Raw genomic sequence first — 22,806 nt, 5'->3', positions numbered from 1 at the left:
AATAATTTCTTTCATTTCCGATTGGTATACTAAAAAGAACAAAATCCTATTATGATCACAGTTATGTTATCTTTTTGTTAACAATAACGGTTAATGCTGTATATTTTGCATAATCAGCTTTTCAGCGCGATTCAATTCCTTATACTGGCATTGCAAACACTCAAAAATGCTTTTTTTAAATATTATTTTAAGTAATGGAATAGCTATGGATAAACAACAATCCAGAGTCTTCAGCCTGTTCTTTAAGGGAAGCCTCGTCAAACAAATACTCGTTGGTTTAGTTGCAGGGATCTTACTCGCTTGGTTAGCACCAGAAGTTGCCAAGATGATGAGTTTGTTAGGTACTCTGTTTATTAATGCTCTAAAAGCTGTTGCGCCAGTCTTGGTATGGGTGCTGGTAATGGCTTCGATTGCTAATCACCGTCAAGGGCAAAAATCAAATATTCGCCCTGTGCTAGTTTTATATCTGCTAGCAACGTTCTTTGCTGCATTAACTGCTGTTGTTGCAAGCTTTATGTTCCCATCAGTTTTAACGCTAGTTGTTAATGAATCACAACTGTCACCACCTGAAAATATCGCTGAAGTGCTTAAAGGGGTATTAATTAATGTGGTCGCAAACCCTGTTGATGCGCTTATTAACGGCAACTACATGGGGATCTTAGCATGGTCTATTGGGTTAGGTTTAGCATTACGCCATGCAAGTGATACCACTAAAGCTTTAACACAAGATTTAGCGGATGCAGTGACAAACTTGGTACGTGTTGTTATTCGTTTAGCCCCTATCGGTATTTTTGGTTTAGTGTCGTCAACTATCGCAACAACTGGCTTTGAAGTTTTAGCGGGTTATTTACAGGTCCTGATTGTGCTGATTGGCTGTATGCTGTTTGTTGCTTTAGTCGTGAATCCACTGATTGTATTTTGGAAAATCCGCAGTAACCCATACCCATTAGTATGGGCATGTTTGCGTGAAAGTGGTGTAACCGCCTTCTTTACACGTAGTTCAGCAGCAAACATCCCTGTGAATATGGCAATGTGTCGTCGTATGAATTTAGATGAAGACACTTATTCTGTCTCAATTCCATTAGGTGCGACCATCAATATGGGTGGTGCGGCAATTACTATCACTATTTTGACATTAGCGGCAGTCAATACATTAGGTATGCCAGTTGATGTGCCAACTGCACTATTATTAAGCCTTGTTGCTGCAGTTTGTGCATGTGGTGCATCTGGTGTTGCTGGGGGATCTTTACTGTTAATTCCACTAGCTTGTAGCATGTTTGGTATTAGCAATGATATTGCTATGCAAGTGGTTGCCGTGGGTGTGATGATTGGTGTATTACAAGATTCAGCTGAAACTGCACTGAATTCATCAACAGATGTTCTCTTTACTGCAACAGTCTGTATCGCAGAAGATAATCGTATTTCAGATAATCCATTAACTGAAAAAAATAATGGGTAAAAAGGGTAAGTAGTAAGACAGGAAGAGCTGTAAAAATAATAATCAATAATAAAAAAATAGAACCCCACATTTTTATGTGGGGTTTCTTTTTTACTCAAGCACTGAAAAAGGATTAAATATTGAGAGCTAATTCTGTTCCTTGCCTAATAGCGCGTTTTGCATCTAATGCGCTAGCATCTTTAGCGCCGCCGATAAGATGGACTTTTGTATGGACATTTTCTAAAGAAGTAAGCAAAGGATGATAAGCGCGTTGCCCTGTACATAATATAATATTATCTGCCATAAGAAGTTGCTGTTTTCCATCTTGTTCAATAACAAGACCTTCTGGTGTAATTTGTTGATAATGGCAATGCGTTAAGAATTTAACGCCTTTTTTCTCTAGCGTTAAACGATGTATCCAACCCGTTGTTTTACCTAAATTCAATCCTATCTTTCCGGCTTTACGTTGAGTCATAACAATCTGTTTATTATCACCTTTTAAGTGATTTTCTGGTTTTATTCCGCCACGATATGAAAGCGTCGGATCAATGCCCCATTCTTTGTTAAAAGCACAGGGGCTTAGGCTACTGCATTGCCCTTTTTGCGTAAGATAGAGACCGGTATCAAAGCCAATACCTCCGCTACCAATAATCACGACTCTTTTACCCACGGGTTGATGGTGCTTTAAAACATCCAAATAAGTTTTAACAATTGTATTATCTCGGCCTTCTATATCAGGAAGGTGTGGTATTACACCACTGGCTAAAATAATTTCATCAAAGTGTTTAAGATGATGAGGAGTAGCTTCAGTATTATTTTTAACAATCACACCAGTGAGTTGTAACTGTCGTTTAAAGTAACGCAAGGTTTCCTTAAACTCTTCTTTTCCGGGAATTTGGCTAGCAATATTCAACTGCCCACCAATAACATCTTCTTTTTCAAAGAGTGTTACATGGTGACCACGTTTAGCCGCTGTTATAGCAAAAGATAATCCCGCAGGTCCTGCGCCGACAACAGCCAGTTTTTTAGGTTGTTGGGTTGGAGTAACCAGAAGTTCGGTTTCTCGACAAGCAAAAGGATTGACTAAACAAGATGCTGTTTGCCCTGAAAATATTTCATCAAGGCACGCTTGATTGCAAGCAATGCAGGTATTGATTTCATCTTCACGCCCTAATTGTGCTTTTAGAACGAACTCAGGATCAGCAAGAAAAGGGCGTGCCATTGAAATCATGTCGGCACAGCCTTCTGCTAAAATAGCTTCTGCGGTTTGTGGTGTGTTAATACGGTTTGATGTAATAAGAGGGATATTCACTTGGCCCATTAATTCGCGTGTTACATTCGCAAATTGGCCTCTTGGTACCATAGTGGCTATCGTTGGAATTCGAGCTTCATGCCAGCCAATCCCTGTATTGATCATTGTAGCGCCAGCTTTCTCAACAGCTTTGGCAAGATAAACAACTTCTGATGCATCTGAACCATTTTTAATTAAATCCAGCATAGAAAGACGGTAAATAATAATAAACTGCTCACCAACGGCTTTTTTTATGCCTTCAAGAATACGTAAAGCGAAGCGACAACGATTTTCAATATTACCACCCCATTGATCGTCACGCTGATTCGTATGGTTAACTAAAAACTGATTAATTAAATAACCTTCAGATCCCATTATCTCAACACCATCATAGCCCGCTTTTTGAGCTAATTGAGCGCAGTGAATGTAGTCATCAATAGTTTGTTCAATTTGTTCATGACTCATTTCTTTTGGCATAAAAGGGGTTATTGGTGATTGAATAGCAGAAGGCGCCACCAAATTAGGTTGGTAACTATAACGACCAGTATGCAATATCTGTAATGCAATTTTTCCACCTTGCTGATGAACGGCATCAGTAACCAATTGATGTGGTGCAAGCTGGGATTCAGACATTAATGTTGCGGCGTGTGGTAATAATACACCTTGCTTATTAGGTGATATCCCTCCTGTAACAATAAGTGCAACGCCTGCGGCGGCTCTTTGTGCATAAAATTGTGCAAGTTTTGGAGCATCTTTAGGGTCTTCTTCAAGACCAGTATGCATAGAGCCCATTAACATTCGGTTTTTCAGTACAGTAAACCCTAAATCAAGGGGAGAAAATAGATGAGAATAATGTGCCATCAGATACCCTTTTTAGACTGGTCAGATGAGATATCTATAGCATAACGAGAAGTGAGAGATTAAGAGTTCATTATGTTAACAAGTTGTGATCTTAATCATGGAAAAGGTGAATAGCACGTTATAAAGCAATAATAATCTAAGTGATTACTTAATGAGAACAAATAGTGATAATAAAAATCACACTCATTCATAATATTTCATCATATAATGTAGTGTACCTATTAATACGTATTAAAAGCACACATCACTATTTTGAATTTGGAGACGTTATGATTAATAAATTTAATCAACTTGTTGACTGTTCTGACTTGGGTAAATTGATACTACGTGTTTCTCTTGGAGTTTTAATGTTATTACATGGACTTCATAAAATGGAGCCGGGTGGATTAGCTGGTATTCAGGGTATGTTAGCTAATTTTAATCTACCCGCCTTTATTGCATACGGTACAGTAATTGGGGAAGTTGTCGCACCTATCTTACTGATTATTGGTCTATTTACTCGCGCCTCAGCACTTGTTTTGGCCGGTACAATGTTTGTTGCTGTCTTGATGGTTCACTCAGGTGATCTATTTGCATTAAATCCCAAAACAGGGGGATGGGCACCAGAAAGTGCGGGCTTCTATTTATTTGCGGCAATTGCTGTGATGTTTTTAGGTAGCGGTCGTTTTGCCATTAAAAAAGATTAGCAAATTTAATAGTCAATAAATTTGAATTTAATTGCTATGACTTGATTAGAATTGATGAACAAACGCCCAGATTTCTAAATGTATTTACATTAGAACTGGGCGTTTTCTTTTAGGAAATATTATAACTTATTGATTTTAAATGTGGATTATTTTTTATCCGCAGGTGTTAGCTTAAAGACCTTCTCATTTTCACCTAACCATTGGTGAGCCACTTGATTTATATCGTTAACATTTAATGTTTTTATAATGGCAGGATCAGTAAGTAAACGCTGATACTGTTGGTCATCAGTTGCAACTTGAGCAAGGGCTTCTGTCCAATAACTTGCACTGTCATTTATCTGTGAATTTTCAGTTAGCCAGATATTTTTAGCCTCTTGTAGCTCTTTCTCTGTAATGCCTGACTGTTTAACATCATTCACGACTTTACGAGCAAGGGCTATTAATTCATCTGCACGCTCAGGTGATGCCGTAAAGTTTAAACGGCCGGTATAGTAGCTTGTAGGCACTTTCGTTAACATTTCAGAGAATCCAAGTGAATAAATTCCCCCCGCTCTTTCACGTAGATTGAGTCTTAAACGTTGGCTGATCACGGTATCCAGTAAATTTAACGCAAGTACTTGTTGTTGTGACCATTGAGCTGGTGCTGCATATTGAATACTTACCATACTCTTATCACTGCTTGCGATAGGGTATGTTTTGCTAAATGAAGTTAGCTTTGGATTAATGGCAGGATCTGCCCAGAATAGACGCTGTTCCGAGCGTGTCGGGAGACTTGCAACCCAGCGTTCAATCAGAGGTTTTACCTGATTAATATTGACAGGGCCACTGATAACTAATGTCATATCAGCAGGTTGCCCTAAGATCATTTGGTTTGTTTGCTGTAATTGTTGGGCTGTAAATTGCTTCCAAGTACCTTGAGGTGAAACTACAAGGCGCTCGCCATTTTGATAACTTTCTTTATTGATACTATCTAAGAACGTACGTTCAACAGGGGTTTTTGAAATACCTAATGCCATGGCTTGCTTCTGTTGCTCTAACTTCTCACCATTAAATTGTGGAGAAGTTATTTTTAGATGCAGTAATGTTAGCAAGGTTTCTAATTCATCAATTGGCGCTTCGCCACGGAAACCATGGAATAACAGTTCGCTGTAAGGGCGCAAACTAATTTGATGTTGCTTGGTAAATAGCGCTAATTCACGTGCGTTGTAATGGCTGTATCCACTCACTTCAGGTAATTTCAATGCCCATTGCACCATACCTAAGCTTTGGTTTGTTTCAAGTGATGAGCCACCCGGAATACGCAGTGAAACTTGAATATTATCTTTGAGATAACTGTCATTTTTCACAATCACTTTTACGTTATTGCTCAGAGTCCACTGTTGCGTTTTTTCAATAGGGAGTGATTGCGTTGAAACAATTGAACCTGTGAGTTCAGGTTTAATATCTAATACAACAGCTTGCGTTTTTAGGGTAAATGCTCCTGGATTTGACTGTCTAATTTCTTGCCAACGTTGTGCTGCTTTAGTTGCATTAAATAAATTAGCATCACTATCCGGGCCAATCACAGCAACTCGTGGTGATGCCTGTTTTAGATATTGAGCAAAATAAGCTGACAATGTTTCAGGGGTCACTTTATTGATTAATTGATAGCTTAAATTTAGGGCCTGTTTTTTAGTTTGAATTGGCATTTCCAATTCAATGGCTGTTGTGATTTGGTTGGCTAAATAATCGTGCTCATAACGCTCTTCACCCGCAGCTTGTTGGCTTAGGCGTTTTAGCATTGCATTACGGGCATTATCTAACTCTTCTTGAGTCACTGGAACAGAGGCGAGGCGTTGAACTTCTGTAAATAAGATATCTAATGTACCTTGGTAATCATTACCTTTAGGGTGGGCAATCATCAATTGTTGTGAACGACGAGAGTCTAACATTGCACCTTGAGCATTAGCGCTAATGGAAGCCGTTAAGCCATTATCAACGATAGTGGAGAAACGTTGATTTAAAATTGATAGCCATAATGAATCCATTAAATCTTCATATTGACCTTGTCGACTATTTAAAGGTGCTGGTAAAGTCCGCTGTAAGGTAAATTGTAAAATACGTGAACCTTGCTCTTTGTCGAAAATCGTTTTAACCAGTAGATCTTTATGATCGATAAAATTGTGCCAAGAAGGATCATCAATTCCTTTGTTTTCGCTATTTTTAGCGTTAAACAGTTGCTTAATATCCGCAATAGCATCGCCCTGATTAAAGTTACCAACCAGTACTAATGCCATTCTTTCTGGTTGATACCAAGTATCGTAATAGCGTTTTGCATCTTTCACATCGCCATGTTTAACAATTTTTAAATCGCCAATAGGATCTCGCTCCAGATAACGGCTTCCGTAATAACGTAATTCTTCTAACTGGCGGTTAATACGAAAACCGATACCTTGGCGCAAACGCCACTCTTCAACAATAACAGGGCGCTCTTTATCAAACTCAATAGGGTCAAATGTCATTTCAAATGCCCAGTCTGATAAGATTTTTAACCCTGTTTTAATTTGGATCGGGTTTGCATTCGGCAATGACAGTTTATACGTTGTCGCATTTAAACTTGTCGCGGCATTAACGTGACTACCTAATTTCATGCCTAGGCTTTCAAGCTGTTTAAAGCCCGTTGTACCCGGAAAATGGGTTGTACCTTTAAATGCCATATGTTCAGTAAAGTGTGAAAAACCGAGCTGTTTTTCATCTTCTTGAACCGAGCCACTTTTTACTAAAAGACGCATTTCAACACCCGTTTGTGGGCGTTGCAGTAAGTAGACGTCTAAACCATTATCTAGGGTAAAATGGCGAACATCAGGGCGCAGTAATAGCGCGCTTTTGTCATTTTGATTTGGGGTACTTGCCGCACACCCTAAAAGGGAAAGACTGACGGAAACAATCAGTAATTTACGATACATATTCGGTAACTCCAGCAGGTTGAGAGGAGGACACGGTAGGGGCTTTGAGTGAAATCACATTATCTGCAATCACATGTGTAAAGCGCTGGTGGCTCACTAAGGCAATACCTGCAGTTGGCAGATGTTGTTTTAGCAACTGCAACATGTTCAATGCATTTTGTTCATCAAGTGCAGAGGTGGTTTCATCTAATAAAATAAGATCAGGTTTATTGAGTAATAAACGGGCAAAAATAAGACGTTGTTGCTCACCACCTGATAGGCGTGTTGTCCAATCCGTTTCAAGTGAAAGTTGATTTTTTATTTTATCTAAGCCCACCAAATGAAGTACGTCTTCATACTCTTTAGCGGAGAATTGATTAGGCTGACAAGGATAAGCGAGCAAACTGTTTAAACGTGAAAAAGGCAGATACATACGCTGTGGGAGCCAACACACATTTGGTGAACGTTGAATTTCCCCTTTGAAATAAGGCCAGTGCCCACTTAATGCTCTAAGCAGTGTTGATTTTCCTAAACCAGAGCAACCTTCAATAACGGTTAATTCACCCGCTTTTACAGAGAAGTTAATATCTTGGATTAACAGGCTGTCATCTTGCATAAACAGAGAAAGATTGGCTTTTAATTTAATCTGTTTATCATTTAAATCAGCGACTTCTGGCTCATGGTCGTGCTCTAACAGTACCACGAAATTATAAAGACGTGTCACCGTTGCTTGCCATGCCGCAATTTCTTTATACGAGAAAATAAACCAGCTTAATGCCCCTGCAACACTAGAGAATGCTTGTCTCAACTGCATTAATCCCCCCAGCATTAACTCACCAGCAAGAAATTTAGGTAAGGCAAAGATAATCGGTGCCATCGCAGTAGCTTGTTGATAGCCGACAGTGAAGAATGCAAGATTTCTTTCGTAGCGAATAAGGTTATTCCAGTTATGAATAACCCCTAAAAAGCGACTCATTAATTCATTGCGATCACTCATTTCACCACGCTGACCTGCAATCGCATCGCCATGTTGTTTACGGGTGATAAGCGCAGTACGGTAATCAGCTTCTTTGCGTTGCTTATCCATATTAATCTTACGCAATGGTGAACCAATAAACTGCGTAATGGTGATCCCGATAATGGTATAGATAATACAAGCCCAGAACATATAGCCGGGAATTGTCCACTCGCTGCCCCCTAATGTGAAAGAGATAGCGCCAGACAGTGACCAAAGAATGGTGGCAAAAGAAATAAGGGTGAGTAACGAGTGTAAAAATGTCACGGTTAAACGCATTGTTGATTCGATTAGTAAACGAATATCTTCTGCAATACGTTGATCCGGGTTATCAGGCTCTTGAGAAGTCAGCCTTAACATGTAGTGTTTACTGTTTTTTGATAACCAGCGATCGAGCACTTGTTCAGTCATGCCTTCGCGCCAGCGAATAACCATTTTTTGACGTAAGAAATCGCCCATTACCACAACAGTAATTAATCCTGCAATAATAATGACAAATTGTTGAAGAAGCTTGTAGAGTGCTTGCCCATCAAGTTGTTGTAATGCGTTATAGAAACCGCCATTCCATTCATTCATTTTGACGTTAAACCAGACGGATGACAGGGTTAAGGTCAAAGAGACAATCAATAGAAACCAGCAGTAAAGGGCGGCACGCCGCCCCCAAAAAGGTGAAACTAAATAGAAAAATTGTTTTATTGTTTTCATTGCTTATTGGTCATATTTTTATTGTGTATCGACTTGGTTGCTCACATTAACTTCGTCAATTTATTAATAGTCGTAGCTGACTTGTAACCAGAACTGACGACCTGGTTCATAAGATTTGTAATCGTTATTTTTATAAGTGAAGTGATCGGCAACGTTTTTAGTGTTAAGGACGTTATTCACTTCCACAGAGACACCTACACCATAAGCAAACTCAGGCTGCCAACTTAACTTTGTATCCCATGTAAAGCGGCTACTGTAATTTTGTTTTTTATAGGCATAAATATAACCAGCTTCAGGCGTTTGAATTGGGTTACCGTTATTGGTTTTTTCTGCTTGAGAGCGCCAGCTATTCCATTGCAATTGGTTAAACCAAGTCACATTCCATTCATCCCAAACGCTCGTGAGATCTGCTGTGATTTTTAATGGCGAGTTAAAGTTGCCAGAAGGTAAGTCTTTGGCATCGATGATTTTTCCATCATATAGCACTTTGTTCCGGTTAACGTTTTGAGTGTTTGGACTAAAGTCGGCATAACCTGAATCTTTCGGGGTATTGGTTTTGCTTTGTTGCCAACTTATTGAAGCATTGAAAACATGATCAGCTTGCGCCAATTCCCAAGGCTGACTATTTTTCACTGATAAAGTCACTGTATCGTGTGAACTACGGCCATTATTATTAAATGCACGAATATTCATTTTTTCGTAATCAGTGCTATCAGGATATTTTGTATCACTACGCACTTCATCACGACCGTTACGATGAACGTATTGTAAACGCCAAGTGGTTGAGGCAATTTCTTGTTGTAAACCTAGAGTGAATTCATCGTTATAAGGTGTTTTTAACGAATCTAGACCGTCAAAATCGGTACGGTTATTCCAGCTGGCGTCAGATGATTCACAATCGAAGTAACAGTGTTGCAAACCTGCATTTTGTGCTCCATATAATGCGTAAGTTAACATGGAGCGACCGTAGTAACGGTTTACACCACCAATTAAGAGGGTATTGCCTGTACCCCAAATATCATAAGTACCACTTAAACGAGGTGAAATATTGTTTCTTTGAACAAAATCATCTCTATCTAAACGAATACCAGGACGCAGTGTTAAGCGTTTATATTGAATATTGTCATCAAGATAGATTGCATAATTTGTATAGGTTGCACTATGGCTTCCTGATTGGAAGCGCGTTGTATTTGAGCGTCCGCCACTCCACTCGTTTGTATCGGGATCCGTTATTCCCGTATAGAAGTAACTATAAAAATCTTTATCTCTGATATAAGAGCCTTTGGTTCTAGCAACTTCAAAGCCTGTTGTAGGTTGGTGTATAGTTGAACCTAAGTCATAAGAGTTAAAACGCATTATCGCTTTAGTACTTACGGTTTCTTGATTGCTCTTTAGGTCACCCTGACCACCACTGTTATAACTTGTTGGTGTTGACCAACCGGTAATCGCATCATCTAAACGAATAAAGTAATTTTGATCATTCGTTCGTTTATCTTCTAACTTTTGATAACCTGTTGTTAATTCTAAGGTACCAAGATCTAATCGATGTTTATAAAGCGCAGTAAAACTTAAACCATTATGCTCATTGTCATAGCCTGAATTATAGACTGAACCTGAGAATAGATAGCTTTTATAACGCGCGATATTACTTGATAAATCAAGAGATTGAGTATCTGAAATATCCCAAGAGTATTTAATAAAATAGTTATCTGAAGTTCGAGTTTGATCGCGATAACCTGCGTTTTGTTCAACTTGTTCTAATTCATAGTCAGGTGTATGGATAAAGCCACCTGCGCTACTCATCATCATAGGAATGGTTGATTCACGGCGAGATGCAGAGAATATTAAACCTGTATGTTCAGTTAACCCTGTTTCAAACCAACCACCAAAGTTTTGTTTATCATATTTTTTCTGGAAACGAGCGGGATTACTAAAATCATTGTTTGCTGTATCAAAATTTAGTTTTGGATCAGTGAAAATATTGTTCCAGCTTGAGCGCGTTGTGCGGTAATAGGCATTGGCATGCGTTTCACCAGACCAGCGACGGCTTTGTACATCAACGGTTCCGCCTGTAAATCCGCCAAATTCTACAGGAATGTTGTTATCGTAAACCGTGACACTATCAATTAAGCGACTATCAAGATACATCCCTTGATCATCACTAGTAACACGAGTATTGGTTTCACCATTACCAGAATTAGCCGGATCAAAGTCATTGTTAAAACTGACACCATCAAGTTTATAAGAGTTTTGATAACTACTAGAACCATGAATAGAAATACGTGAAGGTTTAATTTCACCCTGATTCATTGATGTGCTGTCATTATTAGAGAATTGAACCGCGGGGTTACTTTTTAGTAAGTCAGTGATGTTACCATCACCCGTATTACGCTGTTTGATCTCTTCTGCGGTGATGTATTGCGGAGCGGAAACAACATCGGTAGCAGGATGATAAGCACTACCTACACCCGTGACTTTAACTTCAGGAATAACAATCGCATTAGTCGTTGCGAGAGGGCGAATAACAAATCCACTTCCTTGTGGAATAATCTCTAACCCACTACCAATTAAGACTTTTTGTAATGCAGTTTGGGTTTCAAATTGACCTGAAAGTGCTGGAGCACGTAGATTTTTGACCGAATTAGCATCAAATAAAATTTGGACTTGCCCTTGTTTTGCAATGGCACTTAATGAATCAGCTAAAGATTGTTCTGGTAAAGCCACTGAAATTGCAGATGCATAAGCGCAAGGTGCGGCAATAGTGGTACTTATTAGCAATGCTAGCAGAGACCTCTTGAGGGTCCCTTTTTTGTTATTCATTCTCATTTCACCAATCCCATTCACTAACTTAATAATTGTTGTTATTAGGGAAGAGGGTGAAATGAGAATTATCCTCACCTGTAAAAAAGAATATTTTTCATATTTCTTTTTACTTATTGATAATTAACGCATTATTTTTATCAGTGAAAACCACATTAACCGGCAATATAAGTGGAATTGCGGTAATAAAGCCTTTTGCATCGCTAATATTGGCAACGCCAGAGACTTTCATTTTGGCAATATCAGGGGAGGAAAATTGAATATTGATATCTAGGTAAGGTTTCAGTTTCGTTATCACTTCATTCAATGGTTGTTCAAAGAAATGCAGTTGACCAAAACGCCAACTTCCTACGGAATCAATATTAACCGAAGAGATAACAAAACTATCACTGGCTAATTTGCTGGTGGCCTGAGAGCCTGCGTACAAATAGGCTGGAGAGGATTTAGGGGTTGCTTTAACTTCGACGATCCCTTGATGTACAGCAACGTTAATTTGGTTGTCATCATATCGACTGACTTCAAATTCAGTACCGACAACTTTAATTAATCGTGTATCTGCATGCACATAAAATGGGCGGTAATGGTTTGGTTTTACTTTGAAATAAGCTTGGCCTTTATCTAACCATAATCGCCTTTCTTCTTGTACATAAGCGACTCTGACTTGCGTGTTTCTGTCTAAATAGACTTTAGAGCCATCAGCTAAGGTCATCTCTTTTGGTAAGTCACTGGTTGCAAGCGTCATATTATCCATTAGTAACGCAGGTAAATGACTATAAGGGAGATATAAAACAGTGAGTAGGCAAAAAGTTGCGGTAGTGTGGATAGCGGGACGCCAAAGAGAACGTTTTTTCTTTTTAATGGTGGTTATTGTTGGTCGTGATAATGCATCACATTGACGCCAAATACCCGCAATATCTTGATATGCTTGCCGATTTATATCATTTTCTATCCATTCTTTAAATTCTTGGCGTTGCTTGGAGGTCATTCTTTGGCTGTGTTGTCGGGTGAACCAAAGAGCGGCTTGCTCATCAATAGTATCATTGAGTAATTCATCATCAGTTTCTAAAAAAAGAGGATCTGCGCCCTCATCTGTGTGAGGTTTAGTTTCCGGTATGTTTTTTTCCGGCTTACTCATCATTCGTGCATTTCTCCTGTCCTGCATCGACGTATCTTTTGCAATGTAATAGAGCAGCCGCAATATGTTTTTCCACCATACTAATTGAGATCTCCATTTGTTCTGCAATTTCGCTTTGTGATAAACCATCAAAACGATAAAGAACAAACGCTTCTCGGCGGCGTGGGGGCAAAGTTGCAATTGCTTCACTAAGTAGATCTAAACGTTGTTGATGCTCAAGGACGTATCCCGGATCAAGCTCAGTAGTATAATTTTGAGCTGCATCATCTAATTCATAATCATCCTGATAGATATTTTTCTGCTTTTGATTTTTTCTCCAATGGTCAATCAAAACGTGGTTCGCTATTTTAAACAAAAAAGCACGCTGTTCTTGTACAGGTGTTTGTTCTTTTCTGTTTAACCATAGTGTAAACACATCTTGAGACAAATCATCTGCATCATGGTAATTACCCGTACGTTTGTGGAAAAAACGCACAAGTTGTCCATAGGTTGATTGATAGGCACAACTAATTTTTTGTGCCAATGATTTATCGCTAGCCATAATCTCTGGTGTCTAAAAAAGAGTGAAATAATAAGCTCTTACTGCTTCTCATACGAACAAGTTATGATAATTATCAAGCTAATTTTTTATTGTATTATTAATAATAAGCAATATCATTTGTGTTTATATTATGCCTATAATTCATCAGAAAGAAAATCAGAGGCAAGAATTATGAGTAGTATGTCGGCGACTTTTTCACGCCGTGGGTCATTTTCTATTGGTGGATTAACTGCCAGTATTTTATTTCATACAACGCTAGTCGTTGTCGCCATTGGCTGGATAACCTCTAAAGATGAACGCCATGGTGTTTTACCACCCGCAATGACAATGGATCTTGGTATCTATCAATTAGCTAAGGCAGAAACAAAAGATGTCCCTGTTGGGCCTGAAAAAGTGATGTCTGTTCCTGAACCCGCAGAAACAGAACCAGAGCCTGTGAAAGAAGTATTGGATTTACCTAAAATGCCAGTAGTAGCACAAGGTACTTATGAACGTATCCCAGAAAAACCGAAAGTAAAACCTGTGGTGAAGCCAAAACCCGTTGCGGTGAAAGTGCCTGATGATCTTCCTGTCTCAGAAGCCCCATCAGATGTAACAAGCGCACCTATTTCTGGTTCTAATACAAGCAGTAGTGCTCAATTTAATAGTTTCTCTTCTTCTTCGGCAAGTGGACAAATGGGATGGGAAAGTTTAATACATAACCATATTGAGATGTATAAACGTTACCCAAGAACCGCAATACGTTTTAAAGCGACAGGCGTGACACAAGTTTCTATTGTGTTAAATGCAAAAGGTGAGTTATTAGATGCGAAAGTGGAAACATCATCAGGTAATCGAATTCTTGATAGAGAGGCGTTAAATACCATTAAGCGAGCTTCACCATTTCCTGCACCGGAGAGTAATCGTTTAGTTAATGGGAATATTTCATTTACGGCACCTTTAAGTTTTGATTACAGGCAAGAGAGTTAATTAATACGGTTCTACAATTATTTATTAAATTTCAAACTCATATAGTTATATAACTATAAAAAAGCAGAGAATAATCTCTGCTTTTTTTGCTATAAAATAGAGTAAATAAATTCGATTATTTGCTCATTCGTTTGTACTTCATGCGACGAGGCTCAAGAGCATCTTTGCCTAATGTCCGTTTTTTGTATTCTTCATATTCAGTAAAGTTACCTTCGAAGAATTCCACTTTACCTTCATCTTGGTAATCGATGATATGTGTGGCAATACGGTCAAGGAACCAACGGTCATGGGAAATAACCATGGCACAACCTGGGAACTCTAACAGGGCATTTTCTAATGCACGTAAAGTTTCAACGTCGAGGTCGTTGGTTGGTTCATCGAGCAGTAACATATTGCCGCCAACTTGTAGCAATTTAGCGAGGTGTAAACGACCACGTTCACCACCAGAAAGTTCGCCAACACGTTTACCTTGGTCAACGCCTTTAAAGTTAAAGCGACCAACATAGGCACGGCTTGGAATTTCGAAGTTGCCAATACGCATAATATCTTGGCCACCTGAGACTTCTTCCCAAACAGTTTTACTGTCATCCATGCTGTCGCGGAACTGATCAACAGATGCTAACTTAACAGTATCACCTAGTACTAAAGTACCTGAGTCTGGTTGTTCTTGACCGGAGATCATACGAAATAGCGTTGATTTACCCGCACCGTTAGGGCCGATAATACCCACAATAGCCCCTTTAGGAATAGAGAAGCTTAAATCATCAATCAGAACGCGATCACCATAAGATTTTGTTAGATTATTAATTTCTAACACTTTATCCCCTAAACGCGGTCCAGGTGGAATAAAGAGTTCACTGGTTTCATTACGTTTTTGATAATCAACGCTATTAAGTTCTTCAAAGCGAGCCAGACGAGCCTTACCTTTTGCTTGACGGCCTTTAGGATTTTGGCGTATCCACTCAAGTTCTTTTTGGATTGATTTATGGCGGGCTGCTTCAGTTGCTGCTTCTTGTTCAAGACGCGCGTCTTTTTGCTCTAACCATGAAGAGTAGTTACCTTCCCATGGAATACCTTCACCACGGTCAAGTTCTAAGATCCATCCCGCTACGTTATCAAGGAAGTAACGGTCATGCGTGATTGCAACAACAGTTCCTTCATAATCGTGTAAGAAACGTTCTAACCAAGCCACAGATTCTGCGTCTAAGTGGTTAGTTGGTTCATCTAATAACAGCATATCTGGTTTTTCTAACAGAAGACGACAGATAGCAACACGGCGGCGTTCACCCCCTGAAAGTTTCTCAATTTTAGCGTCCCACTCAGGTAAGCGCAGTGCTTCTGCTGCACGCTCTAATTGATTTTCAAGGTTATGACCATCATGAGATTGAATAATCGCTTCTAATTGGCCTTGTTCTTTAGCTAATTTATCAAAATCAGCATCAGGATCGGCATAAGCTGCGTAAACTTCATCAAGGCGGTTTAATGCGTTTTTTAGTTCGCTAACGGCTTCTTCAACGGCTTCACGTACGGTATGTTCAGGATTTAATTTTGGTTCTTGTGGTAAATAACCAATTTTAAGACCTGGTTGTGGACGTGCTTCACCTTCAATATCGGTATCGATACCCGCCATAATGCGAAGTAATGTTGATTTACCGGCACCATTTAGACCAAGCACACCAATTTTCGCGCCCGGAAAGAAGCTGAGTGAAATGTTTTTAAGGATATGTCGTTTGGGTGGGACAATTTTCCCGACACGCAACATACTATAAACGTATTGAGCCACTATAATTACCCTTTGATTATAAAAGAGATTTTCTCTGAGGTGCCGTTTTTCGCAATAAAAACAAATTTTTTGTAATTAAGCCGCATTTTTAGGGCACCTAAATGAACAATAGCAAAGTCAATGTCAGTAATTTGCCAAAGACCCGAAAATGATGAAAGTCGCCAGTATACCCGATTTATAAAAGAAAACCTTAGTCAAAAGCGAGGTTTTTATCTACCTTTCGTGCTTCCTCTGAAAGTAATGAAAATTTCTCTTAAAGAGGGGAACTTACATTGTTAATGATTATCATATTAGCTAATGTATTCAGTATTTGGTGGTTCTATTTGAGGTGGGAGGCATTACGTGGTTAAGCAAAAGTGGTCATTAGCAGTCGCAATAGGGGCTTTGTGTTTTTCAACATGGACACAAGCGGATTCATTAAGTGAACAACGTGTTCGCTATCAAGAGATTAAAGCGGCATGGGATCTTAAAAAAATAGATGAAGTTGAAAAATTACTCCCAACATTAGAAAACTATCCACTTTATCCCTATCTGGAATATCGCCAAATCACCGATAATCTTGATGTTATTGCGCCTGCTGCGGTGAGTGAGTTTGTTGCGAAATATCCGACATTACCGCCAGCAAAAGCACTTCCTTCGTTATTTGTAAATGAATTGGCTAAGCGTCAAGAATGGCAAAATTTACTGACTTTTAGCCCTAATCCACCTAACCCCAAAGCAGCTAGATGTAACTATTATTATGCCAAGTGGGCAACCGGTGATATTCAAACTGCATGGATAGGGGCTAAAGAAGCATGGCTAAATGGCACATCAATGCCATCAAGTTGTGATCCCCTTTTTGATGAATGGCAAAAAGCTAATCAATTAACACCAGAGTTAGTATTAGAACGAATTAACTTAGCAATTAAAAATGGAAATACAGGACTTGCGGCTTACTTAGCAAGACGCCTTCCAGAAAACTATCAAACGATTAGTGATGCTTTAGTTGAATTACAAGACTATCCAAACTTAGTTGGGCGCTATGCAACTGCGCTTTCACCAACCGATTTTACTCGTTCTATCATACAATCGGCATTTTCACGTTGGGCAAGAAAAGATGCAGATGCGGCTAGAGCGCAACTGGATAATATCGCACATGCCCAAAAAATGACGGCGAGTGAACGCCAATTAATGCGTGATACTGTAGCGTGGCAATATATGCCTTATGCCACACCAGAGCAGGTAAAATGGCGTGATAACGTTATTCAAGATACCGCATCAGATACACTGCGTGAACGTCGTGTACGCTTAGCATTAAGCCAAAACCAACCAGCGGAATTGGCGTTGTGGTTAGAAAGACTCTCTCCTGAAAGTAAAAATAAGGAAGAGTGGCGTTATTGGCGTGCAATGGTATTGCAATCTCAAGGTAAAAATAGCGAAGCACAAGCTATTTTAGAAGCGCTGACGCAAAATCGTGGTTTTTATCCAATGGTTGCTGCAACCAAATTAGGTAAGCCTTATGTGATGGTGATAGATAAAGCACCGAGTGTTTCATCAAGCATCCCTAATCAGCCAGAAGTACAACGTGTTCGCGAATTAATGTATTGGCAAATGGACAACTTAGCGCGCTCAGAGTGGGCAAACTATGTTGCTTCGCAACCCGCACAAATGCAGTCTGAATTAGCACGCTATGCATTTGAACAAAAATGGGCTGATTTAGCAGTGCAAGCCACTATTACAGGAAAAATGTGGGATCACTTAGAAGAACGTTTTCCTCTTGCCTGGAAAAACGAGTTTGAACAATACACGCAAGATAAATCGATAGATCGTAATTATGCAATGGCCATCGCTCGCCAAGAAAGCGCGTGGAACCCACAAGCACGCTCTTCAGCTGGTGCAACCGGTTTAATGCAGGTAATGCCAAAAACGGCTGAATTTACGGTAAAACAAGCAGGTATTACGGGTTATGTCAGTAGTGCGCAATTAACTAATCCGGTAAAAAACATTGAGATTGGTACTGCTTATCTTGATTCTGTTTATCAACGATTTAACCAAAACCGTATTTTGGCAAGTGCTGCATATAATGCAGGGCCTGCGCGTGTTGATCGTTGGTTATCTGATGCAAATGGTCAATTAGATGCTATTGCGTTTGTAGAAAGTATTCCTTTTGCAGAAACGCGTGGTTATGTCAAAAATGTACTCTCTTTTGCTGTTTTTTATAGCTATTTTGCGGGTGAACAACAACCGGTGTTGACCGAGAATGAATGGAATAGTCGTTATTAAGGGATAAAAAGGCGATTTGTCGTGGGAGCCTCTTTGTACATTAGCAAAGTATGATATAGTTTGTACTAGTTAATGAGTGTGGCAAAAAGAGGCTTTCACGATGCAAGATCCTGCATTATCACCTGAAGAGAATGAACACTGGCTAAGATTCGTTGAGTTATTACAACATGCATTTGAGCAAGATGTGCATTTTCCTATTTTACAGCTTTTAATGACACCTGATGAACGCAGTGCTTTGGCGACACGAGTACGGATTGTGCAAGAGCTAATGCGGGGAGACTTAAGTCAGCGTGAGCTAAAAGAAGAGCTAGGTGTTGGTATTGCGACTATTACTAGAGGCTCTAATAGCTTAAAAACAGCACCACATGAAGTGAAGTTATGGCTAGAAAAAGAGCTAATGACAAAAAAATAATTGTATTATAATAATGTGGGCTAGAAAGATAAAAAGCCATTTAATCAAATAATTAAATGGCTTTTTGCTTTCTTTTTATCTAAAAAAACACATATCAGATTAATTATTAATCTTCTTTTTGATTGAGTTCTTTATAGATATCATGAGTCACTGGCACTAATGCCAGAACTAATGCTTGCTGGTAAACAGAAGTACGACTGAGTAGGCCATCGGTAAAATAACCAATTGCACCACCACGTTGTTTAATGTTGTCAATTTTGGTTAAAAAAGCCATTTCATCACCAAGCTCTCTGCCTTCACGGACCCCTTTTAAGATCTGCTCTGGTAGCATAAGACTTGCAGAACGTGATTCTCCACGAATTTTTCCATGTTCGACAACAATCCAAGCGAAAGTCATATCATCTTCAATACCGGCTTCAACACCTACCCAAAAATCTGCTTCGGGGCGAACTTGACGAGCCGCCATTACACGCTGACGTGCGCCAGTTCTCGTTTCTGTATTTCCGATAGGTTGTTGTGGAACACGGCTATCGACATTAATATCTTCAATATCAAAGGTATCTTTACCGAACACTTGCTCAAAAGCGAGTTTTATCGCGTTGATTTTTGCTGGATTCGTAGTGGCTGCAATGACATGATACATAATGAATTAATCATCCTTTGAAAAATTAGAGCAGTATAACGGAAAAAATGTATGTTACAGGTCTATCTTGTTCGCCACGGTGAAACTGAATGGAACGTGGCGAGACGTATTCAAGGGCAATCTGATAGCCCACTAACAGCAAATGGTGTGCGTCAAGCACAGCAAGTTGCTGAAAAAGTAAAATCAGCGGGTATTACCCACATTATCTCAAGCGATCTTGGCCGTACTCGTCAAACGGCAGAAATCATTGCACAAGCTTGTGGTTGTGAAGTGATAACTGACTCACGTTTACGTGAACTCAATATGGGCGTTCTTGAACAACGAGAGATCGCAACATTAAAGACACAAGAAGAGGCTTGGCGCAAGAGTTTGATTGATGGTACACCTGATGGGCGAATTCCCCAAGGAGAATCAATGGCAGAATTAGCGAGTCGAATGCAGGCTGCGTTAAATCAATGCCTTGATTTACCCGAAAATAGTCGCCCACTCTTAGTGAGCCATGGTATTGCATTAGGATGTTTGCTGAGTACCGTCTTGGGATTACCTGCATATGCAGAACGCCGTTTAAGACTGCGTAATTGTTCAATTTCTCGTGTCGATTATCAAAATAGCCCTTGGCTTGCCAATGGTTGGGTGATTGAAACGGCTGGAGATGTGAGTCATCTTACTGATATAGCACTAGATGAAGTTCAACGCTAAAAAATAAAAGCTCTCTTTGACGTGACTATCAAGAGAGCTTTTTCTTATGCGGTTACATCTTCACGTTTAATGGGGATGTAATATTCAAAGCGTTGTATATGATCTTGTGGCTCTGTCACCATCTCATTGCTGTAACGCACATTTTTAAGGTAGTATTTTTCGACGTCATAACCTTTACGGCGAGTTAATCCCATTTTAGGTAAACAAACACCATAAATTAGGAATAAAAACTCCTGCATTGCCCCTCGTTTTGCCTCGCCTTCGAAATCAAAGCGAATGTAATCACCACCGGCTAATGAGACTTCATGGGCTGCATCATCCTCAATAAATGTTGCATAGTCAGGCTCAACGGCAGTGGTATAAAGCACACGTTGCTCATCTTCATGTTCATCACTATGTTGTGCATGATGAAGACCATAAACTTGGTGAGGAACCGCATTTATTTTGCTCATATAGTAACGCCAGAATGTTTGGCGCATATCGGAACAAGCTTCAGCCCATTGCTCAAGTGTATGGCTACATGTTTGCTCAATACCAATAAGTTTTTTCTCAGGTAATTGTACAAATTCCCATTTTGGTAAATTTTGAGGTTCTAGGGTAATAGGTGGGCAAATTCCCACCGCGCACCATTCATCAGTACGACGATAAAGTGCCGGAGTCCTATCAAATTGTTTTTTAAAAGCACGGGTAAACGTCTGTTGAGAATCAAAACGATATTGCAAAGCAATGTCTAAAATGGGGCGGCTCGTTAAACGTAATGCAACAGCCGCGCGCGATAGACGCCTTGAACGAATATAAGAACCAATCGCTTGTCCTGTAACTTCTTTAAACATGCGTTGTAGATGCCACTTGGAGTAACCTGCTTTGGTTGCGACATTATCGAGGGATAATGGCTTATCAAGGTTACTATCAAGCCAAGCGAGCAAATCACGTATGATGTTGGTTTGATCCATACATCTCCCTTAGTCATATTCGTTTATTTATTGCGGTAGATGTTAAATAGCTTGAACATCTATAACAAGTTATATTGTTAGACAGTCGTAAAATATAGTCTTTTTCAACGACTGATGTACACAAATTCTTCTATCAGTTAGCAAAAGATTGTTTTATTCTAGACCTAATTATTCTTTCATCTTTTCAATGGAACAAAGTAAATATGTTAAATTTCAAAAAGATGCTAGCTGTGTCTATCTTACTCCCTTTTTCTTTCATGGCAAAAGCGGAAGAAATTGGTTATGTCGATACTGTATTTAAGTTTTTTGGTGCTAATCATAAAATTGTGATTGAGGCATTTGATGATCCTGAAGTTAAAAATGTGACCTGTTATTTAAGTCGTGCAAAAACAGGTGGGATCTCAGGAAGTCTAGGTCTTGCTGAAGATACGGCGGATGCGGCAATTTCTTGCCAGCAAGTGGGGCCTATTGAGTTAAGTGAAAAGGTGATTAAAGGAAAAAATCGAGGTGATGTAGTTTTCCAAAAAAGAACATCTTTAGTCTTTAAAAAACTTCAAGTTGTCCGTTTTTACGATAAAGAACGTCATGCACTGATTTACTTAACTTATTCCGATAAGGTCATTGATGGCTCGCCAAAAAATGCGATCAGTGCCGTGCCTATTATGCCGTGGAAAGAGTGATTTTTATTAATTAGATAACTTAATGATTAATAAAATTAATATGAATGAGGTTTAAAATTTTTTTTAAAAAATAGCTATATTTTTTTTCAAAATAGTTGTTGAGATCAATTTTCACCTTTTGTTATTTTATTAATACGATACTACATAAAGAAAACCCCCGAATTTCATTCAGGGGTTTTTTTCTTAGTAAGTGTTTGAGATGAAATCAAATCACTCGTCTAAATCACCACAGAAACGATAACCTTCGCCATGGATTGTAGCAATGATTTCAGGTGTATCTGGTGTAGATTCGAAATGCTTACGAATACGACGAATAGTAACGTCAACAGTACGATCATGAGGTTTCAATTCGCGGCCTGTCATTTTCTTCAGTAATTCTGCACGAGTTTGAATTTTTCCTGGATTCTCGCAGAAATGTAGCATCGCACGAAATTCACTGCGTGGTAATTTGTATTGTTCACCAGCAGGGCTGATCAGTGAGCGACTGTTAATATCGAGCTCCCAACCATTGAATTTATAGCTCTCGACTAAACGGCGTTCTTCTGTGCCATTAACTAAATTCATGGTACGTGACAATAAGTTACGAGCACGAATCGTTAATTCACGAGGGTTAAATGGTTTAGTAATATAATCATCAGCGCCAATTTCAAGGCCTAAGATTTTATCTACTTCATTATCACGACCTGTTAGGAACATTAATGCAACACTTGCCTGTTCACGTAATTCACGAGCCAGTAACAGCCCATTTTTACCAGGAAGGTTAATGTCCATAATAACCAGATTAATATCATGATCAGATAGAACATTGTGCATTTCGTTGCCATCAGTGGCTTCGTGTACGATATACCCTTCAGCTTCGAATATGCTTTTCAGGGTATTACGAGTAACTACTTCGTCTTCAACAATCAGAATGTGCGGGGTTTGCATATTTGCTACCTAAAATTACCAAAAATAGAAAAAGGAAATCTGTGTTTAACTTCTGTGTGTGC

General features: G+C 39.3%; 17 protein-coding genes. 7 read left to right on the top strand and 10 right to left on the bottom strand.

The genetic code is table 11. The features are described from left to right. Window positions 1–205 precede the first annotated feature (205 nt). Entirely contained in the window at window positions 206–1,459 is a 1,254-nt protein-coding gene (gene sstT / locus ABN256_RS05750; RefSeq protein WP_072071046.1) for a serine/threonine transporter SstT, read from the top strand. 112 nt (window positions 1,460–1,571) lie between these two features. Here sstT and ABN256_RS05745 read toward each other — a convergent pair whose 3' ends face one another. After that, window positions 1,572–3,590, bottom strand: a complete 2,019-nt coding sequence (locus ABN256_RS05745; RefSeq protein WP_349439255.1) for an oxidoreductase — start codon at window positions 3,588–3,590, stop codon at window positions 1,572–1,574. A 269-nt stretch (window positions 3,591–3,859) separates the two neighbouring features. On the opposite strand from ABN256_RS05745, the gene ABN256_RS05740 reads away from it, so the two are divergent. Next, window positions 3,860–4,276: a DoxX family protein gene (locus tag ABN256_RS05740; RefSeq protein ID WP_072071044.1), complete on the top strand. Its 417-nt coding sequence runs from the start codon at window positions 3,860–3,862 to the stop codon at window positions 4,274–4,276. Window positions 4,277–4,422: 146 nt separating this feature from the next. On the opposite strand, the gene ABN256_RS05735 is transcribed toward ABN256_RS05740, so the two are convergent. The 5 genes from ABN256_RS05735 to ABN256_RS05715 all read right to left on the bottom strand — a co-directional run bounded on the left by ABN256_RS05735 (window position 4,423) and on the right by ABN256_RS05715 (window position 13,416). Beyond that, the gene (locus ABN256_RS05735) at window positions 4,423–7,221 is read right to left on the bottom strand and encodes a M16 family metallopeptidase (RefSeq protein WP_349439254.1); all 2,799 of its coding nucleotides are present in this window, start codon (window positions 7,219–7,221) and stop codon (window positions 4,423–4,425) included. Continuing rightward, window positions 7,211–8,920, bottom strand: a complete 1,710-nt coding sequence (locus ABN256_RS05730; RefSeq protein WP_349439253.1) for an ABC transporter ATP-binding protein/permease — start codon at window positions 8,918–8,920, stop codon at window positions 7,211–7,213. The genes ABN256_RS05735 and ABN256_RS05730 overlap by 11 nt, the downstream gene beginning before the upstream one ends. A gap of 63 nt (window positions 8,921–8,983) precedes the next feature. Continuing rightward, window positions 8,984–11,746: a TonB-dependent receptor gene (locus tag ABN256_RS05725; protein WP_197269567.1), complete on the bottom strand. Its 2,763-nt coding sequence runs from the start codon at window positions 11,744–11,746 to the stop codon at window positions 8,984–8,986. A gap of 103 nt (window positions 11,747–11,849) precedes the next feature. Further along, the gene (locus tag ABN256_RS05720) at window positions 11,850–12,878 is read right to left on the bottom strand and encodes a FecR family protein (RefSeq protein WP_231619332.1); all 1,029 of its coding nucleotides are present in this window, start codon (window positions 12,876–12,878) and stop codon (window positions 11,850–11,852) included. Further along, window positions 12,868–13,416 (bottom strand): RNA polymerase sigma factor, encoded by a 549-nt coding sequence (locus tag ABN256_RS05715; RefSeq protein WP_072071041.1) that lies wholly within the window; start codon window positions 13,414–13,416, stop codon window positions 12,868–12,870. Before ABN256_RS05715 ends, ABN256_RS05720 begins: the two co-directional genes overlap by 11 nt. A 171-nt stretch (window positions 13,417–13,587) precedes the next feature. Here ABN256_RS05715 and ABN256_RS05710 point away from each other — a divergent pair, with 171 nt between their 5' ends. Continuing rightward, window positions 13,588–14,385, top strand: a complete 798-nt coding sequence (locus ABN256_RS05710) for an energy transducer TonB (RefSeq protein WP_196554767.1) — start codon at window positions 13,588–13,590, stop codon at window positions 14,383–14,385. Window positions 14,386–14,500: 115 nt separating this feature from the next. On the opposite strand, the gene ettA is transcribed toward ABN256_RS05710, so the two are convergent. Then, window positions 14,501–16,168: an energy-dependent translational throttle protein EttA gene (gene ettA / locus ABN256_RS05705; protein WP_072071039.1), complete on the bottom strand. Its 1,668-nt coding sequence runs from the start codon at window positions 16,166–16,168 to the stop codon at window positions 14,501–14,503. Between the two features lie 342 nt (window positions 16,169–16,510). Between ettA and sltY the strand changes: the two genes are divergently transcribed. Both sltY and trpR read left to right on the top strand, forming a co-directional pair. After that, the gene (sltY, locus tag ABN256_RS05700; RefSeq protein ID WP_284551439.1) at window positions 16,511–18,430 is read left to right on the top strand and encodes a murein transglycosylase; all 1,920 of its coding nucleotides are present in this window, start codon (window positions 16,511–16,513) and stop codon (window positions 18,428–18,430) included. Between the two features lie 100 nt (window positions 18,431–18,530). Further along, window positions 18,531–18,842, top strand: coding sequence for a trp operon repressor (gene trpR / locus ABN256_RS05695; RefSeq protein WP_072063739.1), 312 nt, complete (start codon window positions 18,531–18,533; stop codon window positions 18,840–18,842). A 106-nt stretch (window positions 18,843–18,948) separates the two neighbouring features. Here trpR and yjjX read toward each other — a convergent pair whose 3' ends face one another. Beyond that, window positions 18,949–19,485, bottom strand: a complete 537-nt coding sequence (yjjX, locus tag ABN256_RS05690) for an inosine/xanthosine triphosphatase (RefSeq protein WP_072071037.1) — start codon at window positions 19,483–19,485, stop codon at window positions 18,949–18,951. A 51-nt stretch (window positions 19,486–19,536) separates the two neighbouring features. Between yjjX and gpmB the strand changes: the two genes are divergently transcribed. After that, window positions 19,537–20,184: a 2,3-diphosphoglycerate-dependent phosphoglycerate mutase GpmB gene (gpmB, locus tag ABN256_RS05685; protein WP_196554765.1), complete on the top strand. Its 648-nt coding sequence runs from the start codon at window positions 19,537–19,539 to the stop codon at window positions 20,182–20,184. Between the two features lie 44 nt (window positions 20,185–20,228). On the opposite strand, the gene robA is transcribed toward gpmB, so the two are convergent. Beyond that, window positions 20,229–21,137 (bottom strand): MDR efflux pump AcrAB transcriptional activator RobA, encoded by a 909-nt coding sequence (robA, locus tag ABN256_RS05680; protein ID WP_349439252.1) that lies wholly within the window; start codon window positions 21,135–21,137, stop codon window positions 20,229–20,231. 221 nt (window positions 21,138–21,358) lie between these two features. On the opposite strand from robA, the gene creA reads away from it, so the two are divergent. After that, window positions 21,359–21,817, top strand: coding sequence for a protein CreA (gene creA, locus ABN256_RS05675; protein ID WP_176694743.1), 459 nt, complete (start codon window positions 21,359–21,361; stop codon window positions 21,815–21,817). 210 nt (window positions 21,818–22,027) lie between these two features. Here creA and arcA read toward each other — a convergent pair whose 3' ends face one another. After that, window positions 22,028–22,744, bottom strand: coding sequence for a two-component system response regulator ArcA (arcA, locus tag ABN256_RS05670; RefSeq protein WP_006535263.1), 717 nt, complete (start codon window positions 22,742–22,744; stop codon window positions 22,028–22,030). Window positions 22,745–22,806: the final 62 nt, after the last annotated feature.

The sequence above is a fragment of the Proteus sp. fly-1008 genome (genome assembly GCF_040140305.1).
Lineage (GTDB): Bacteria > Pseudomonadota > Gammaproteobacteria > Enterobacterales > Enterobacteriaceae > Proteus > Proteus vulgaris_B.
The sequence above is the reverse complement of the archived record's forward strand: the minus strand, read 5'-3'. Positions and strand labels throughout refer to the sequence as shown.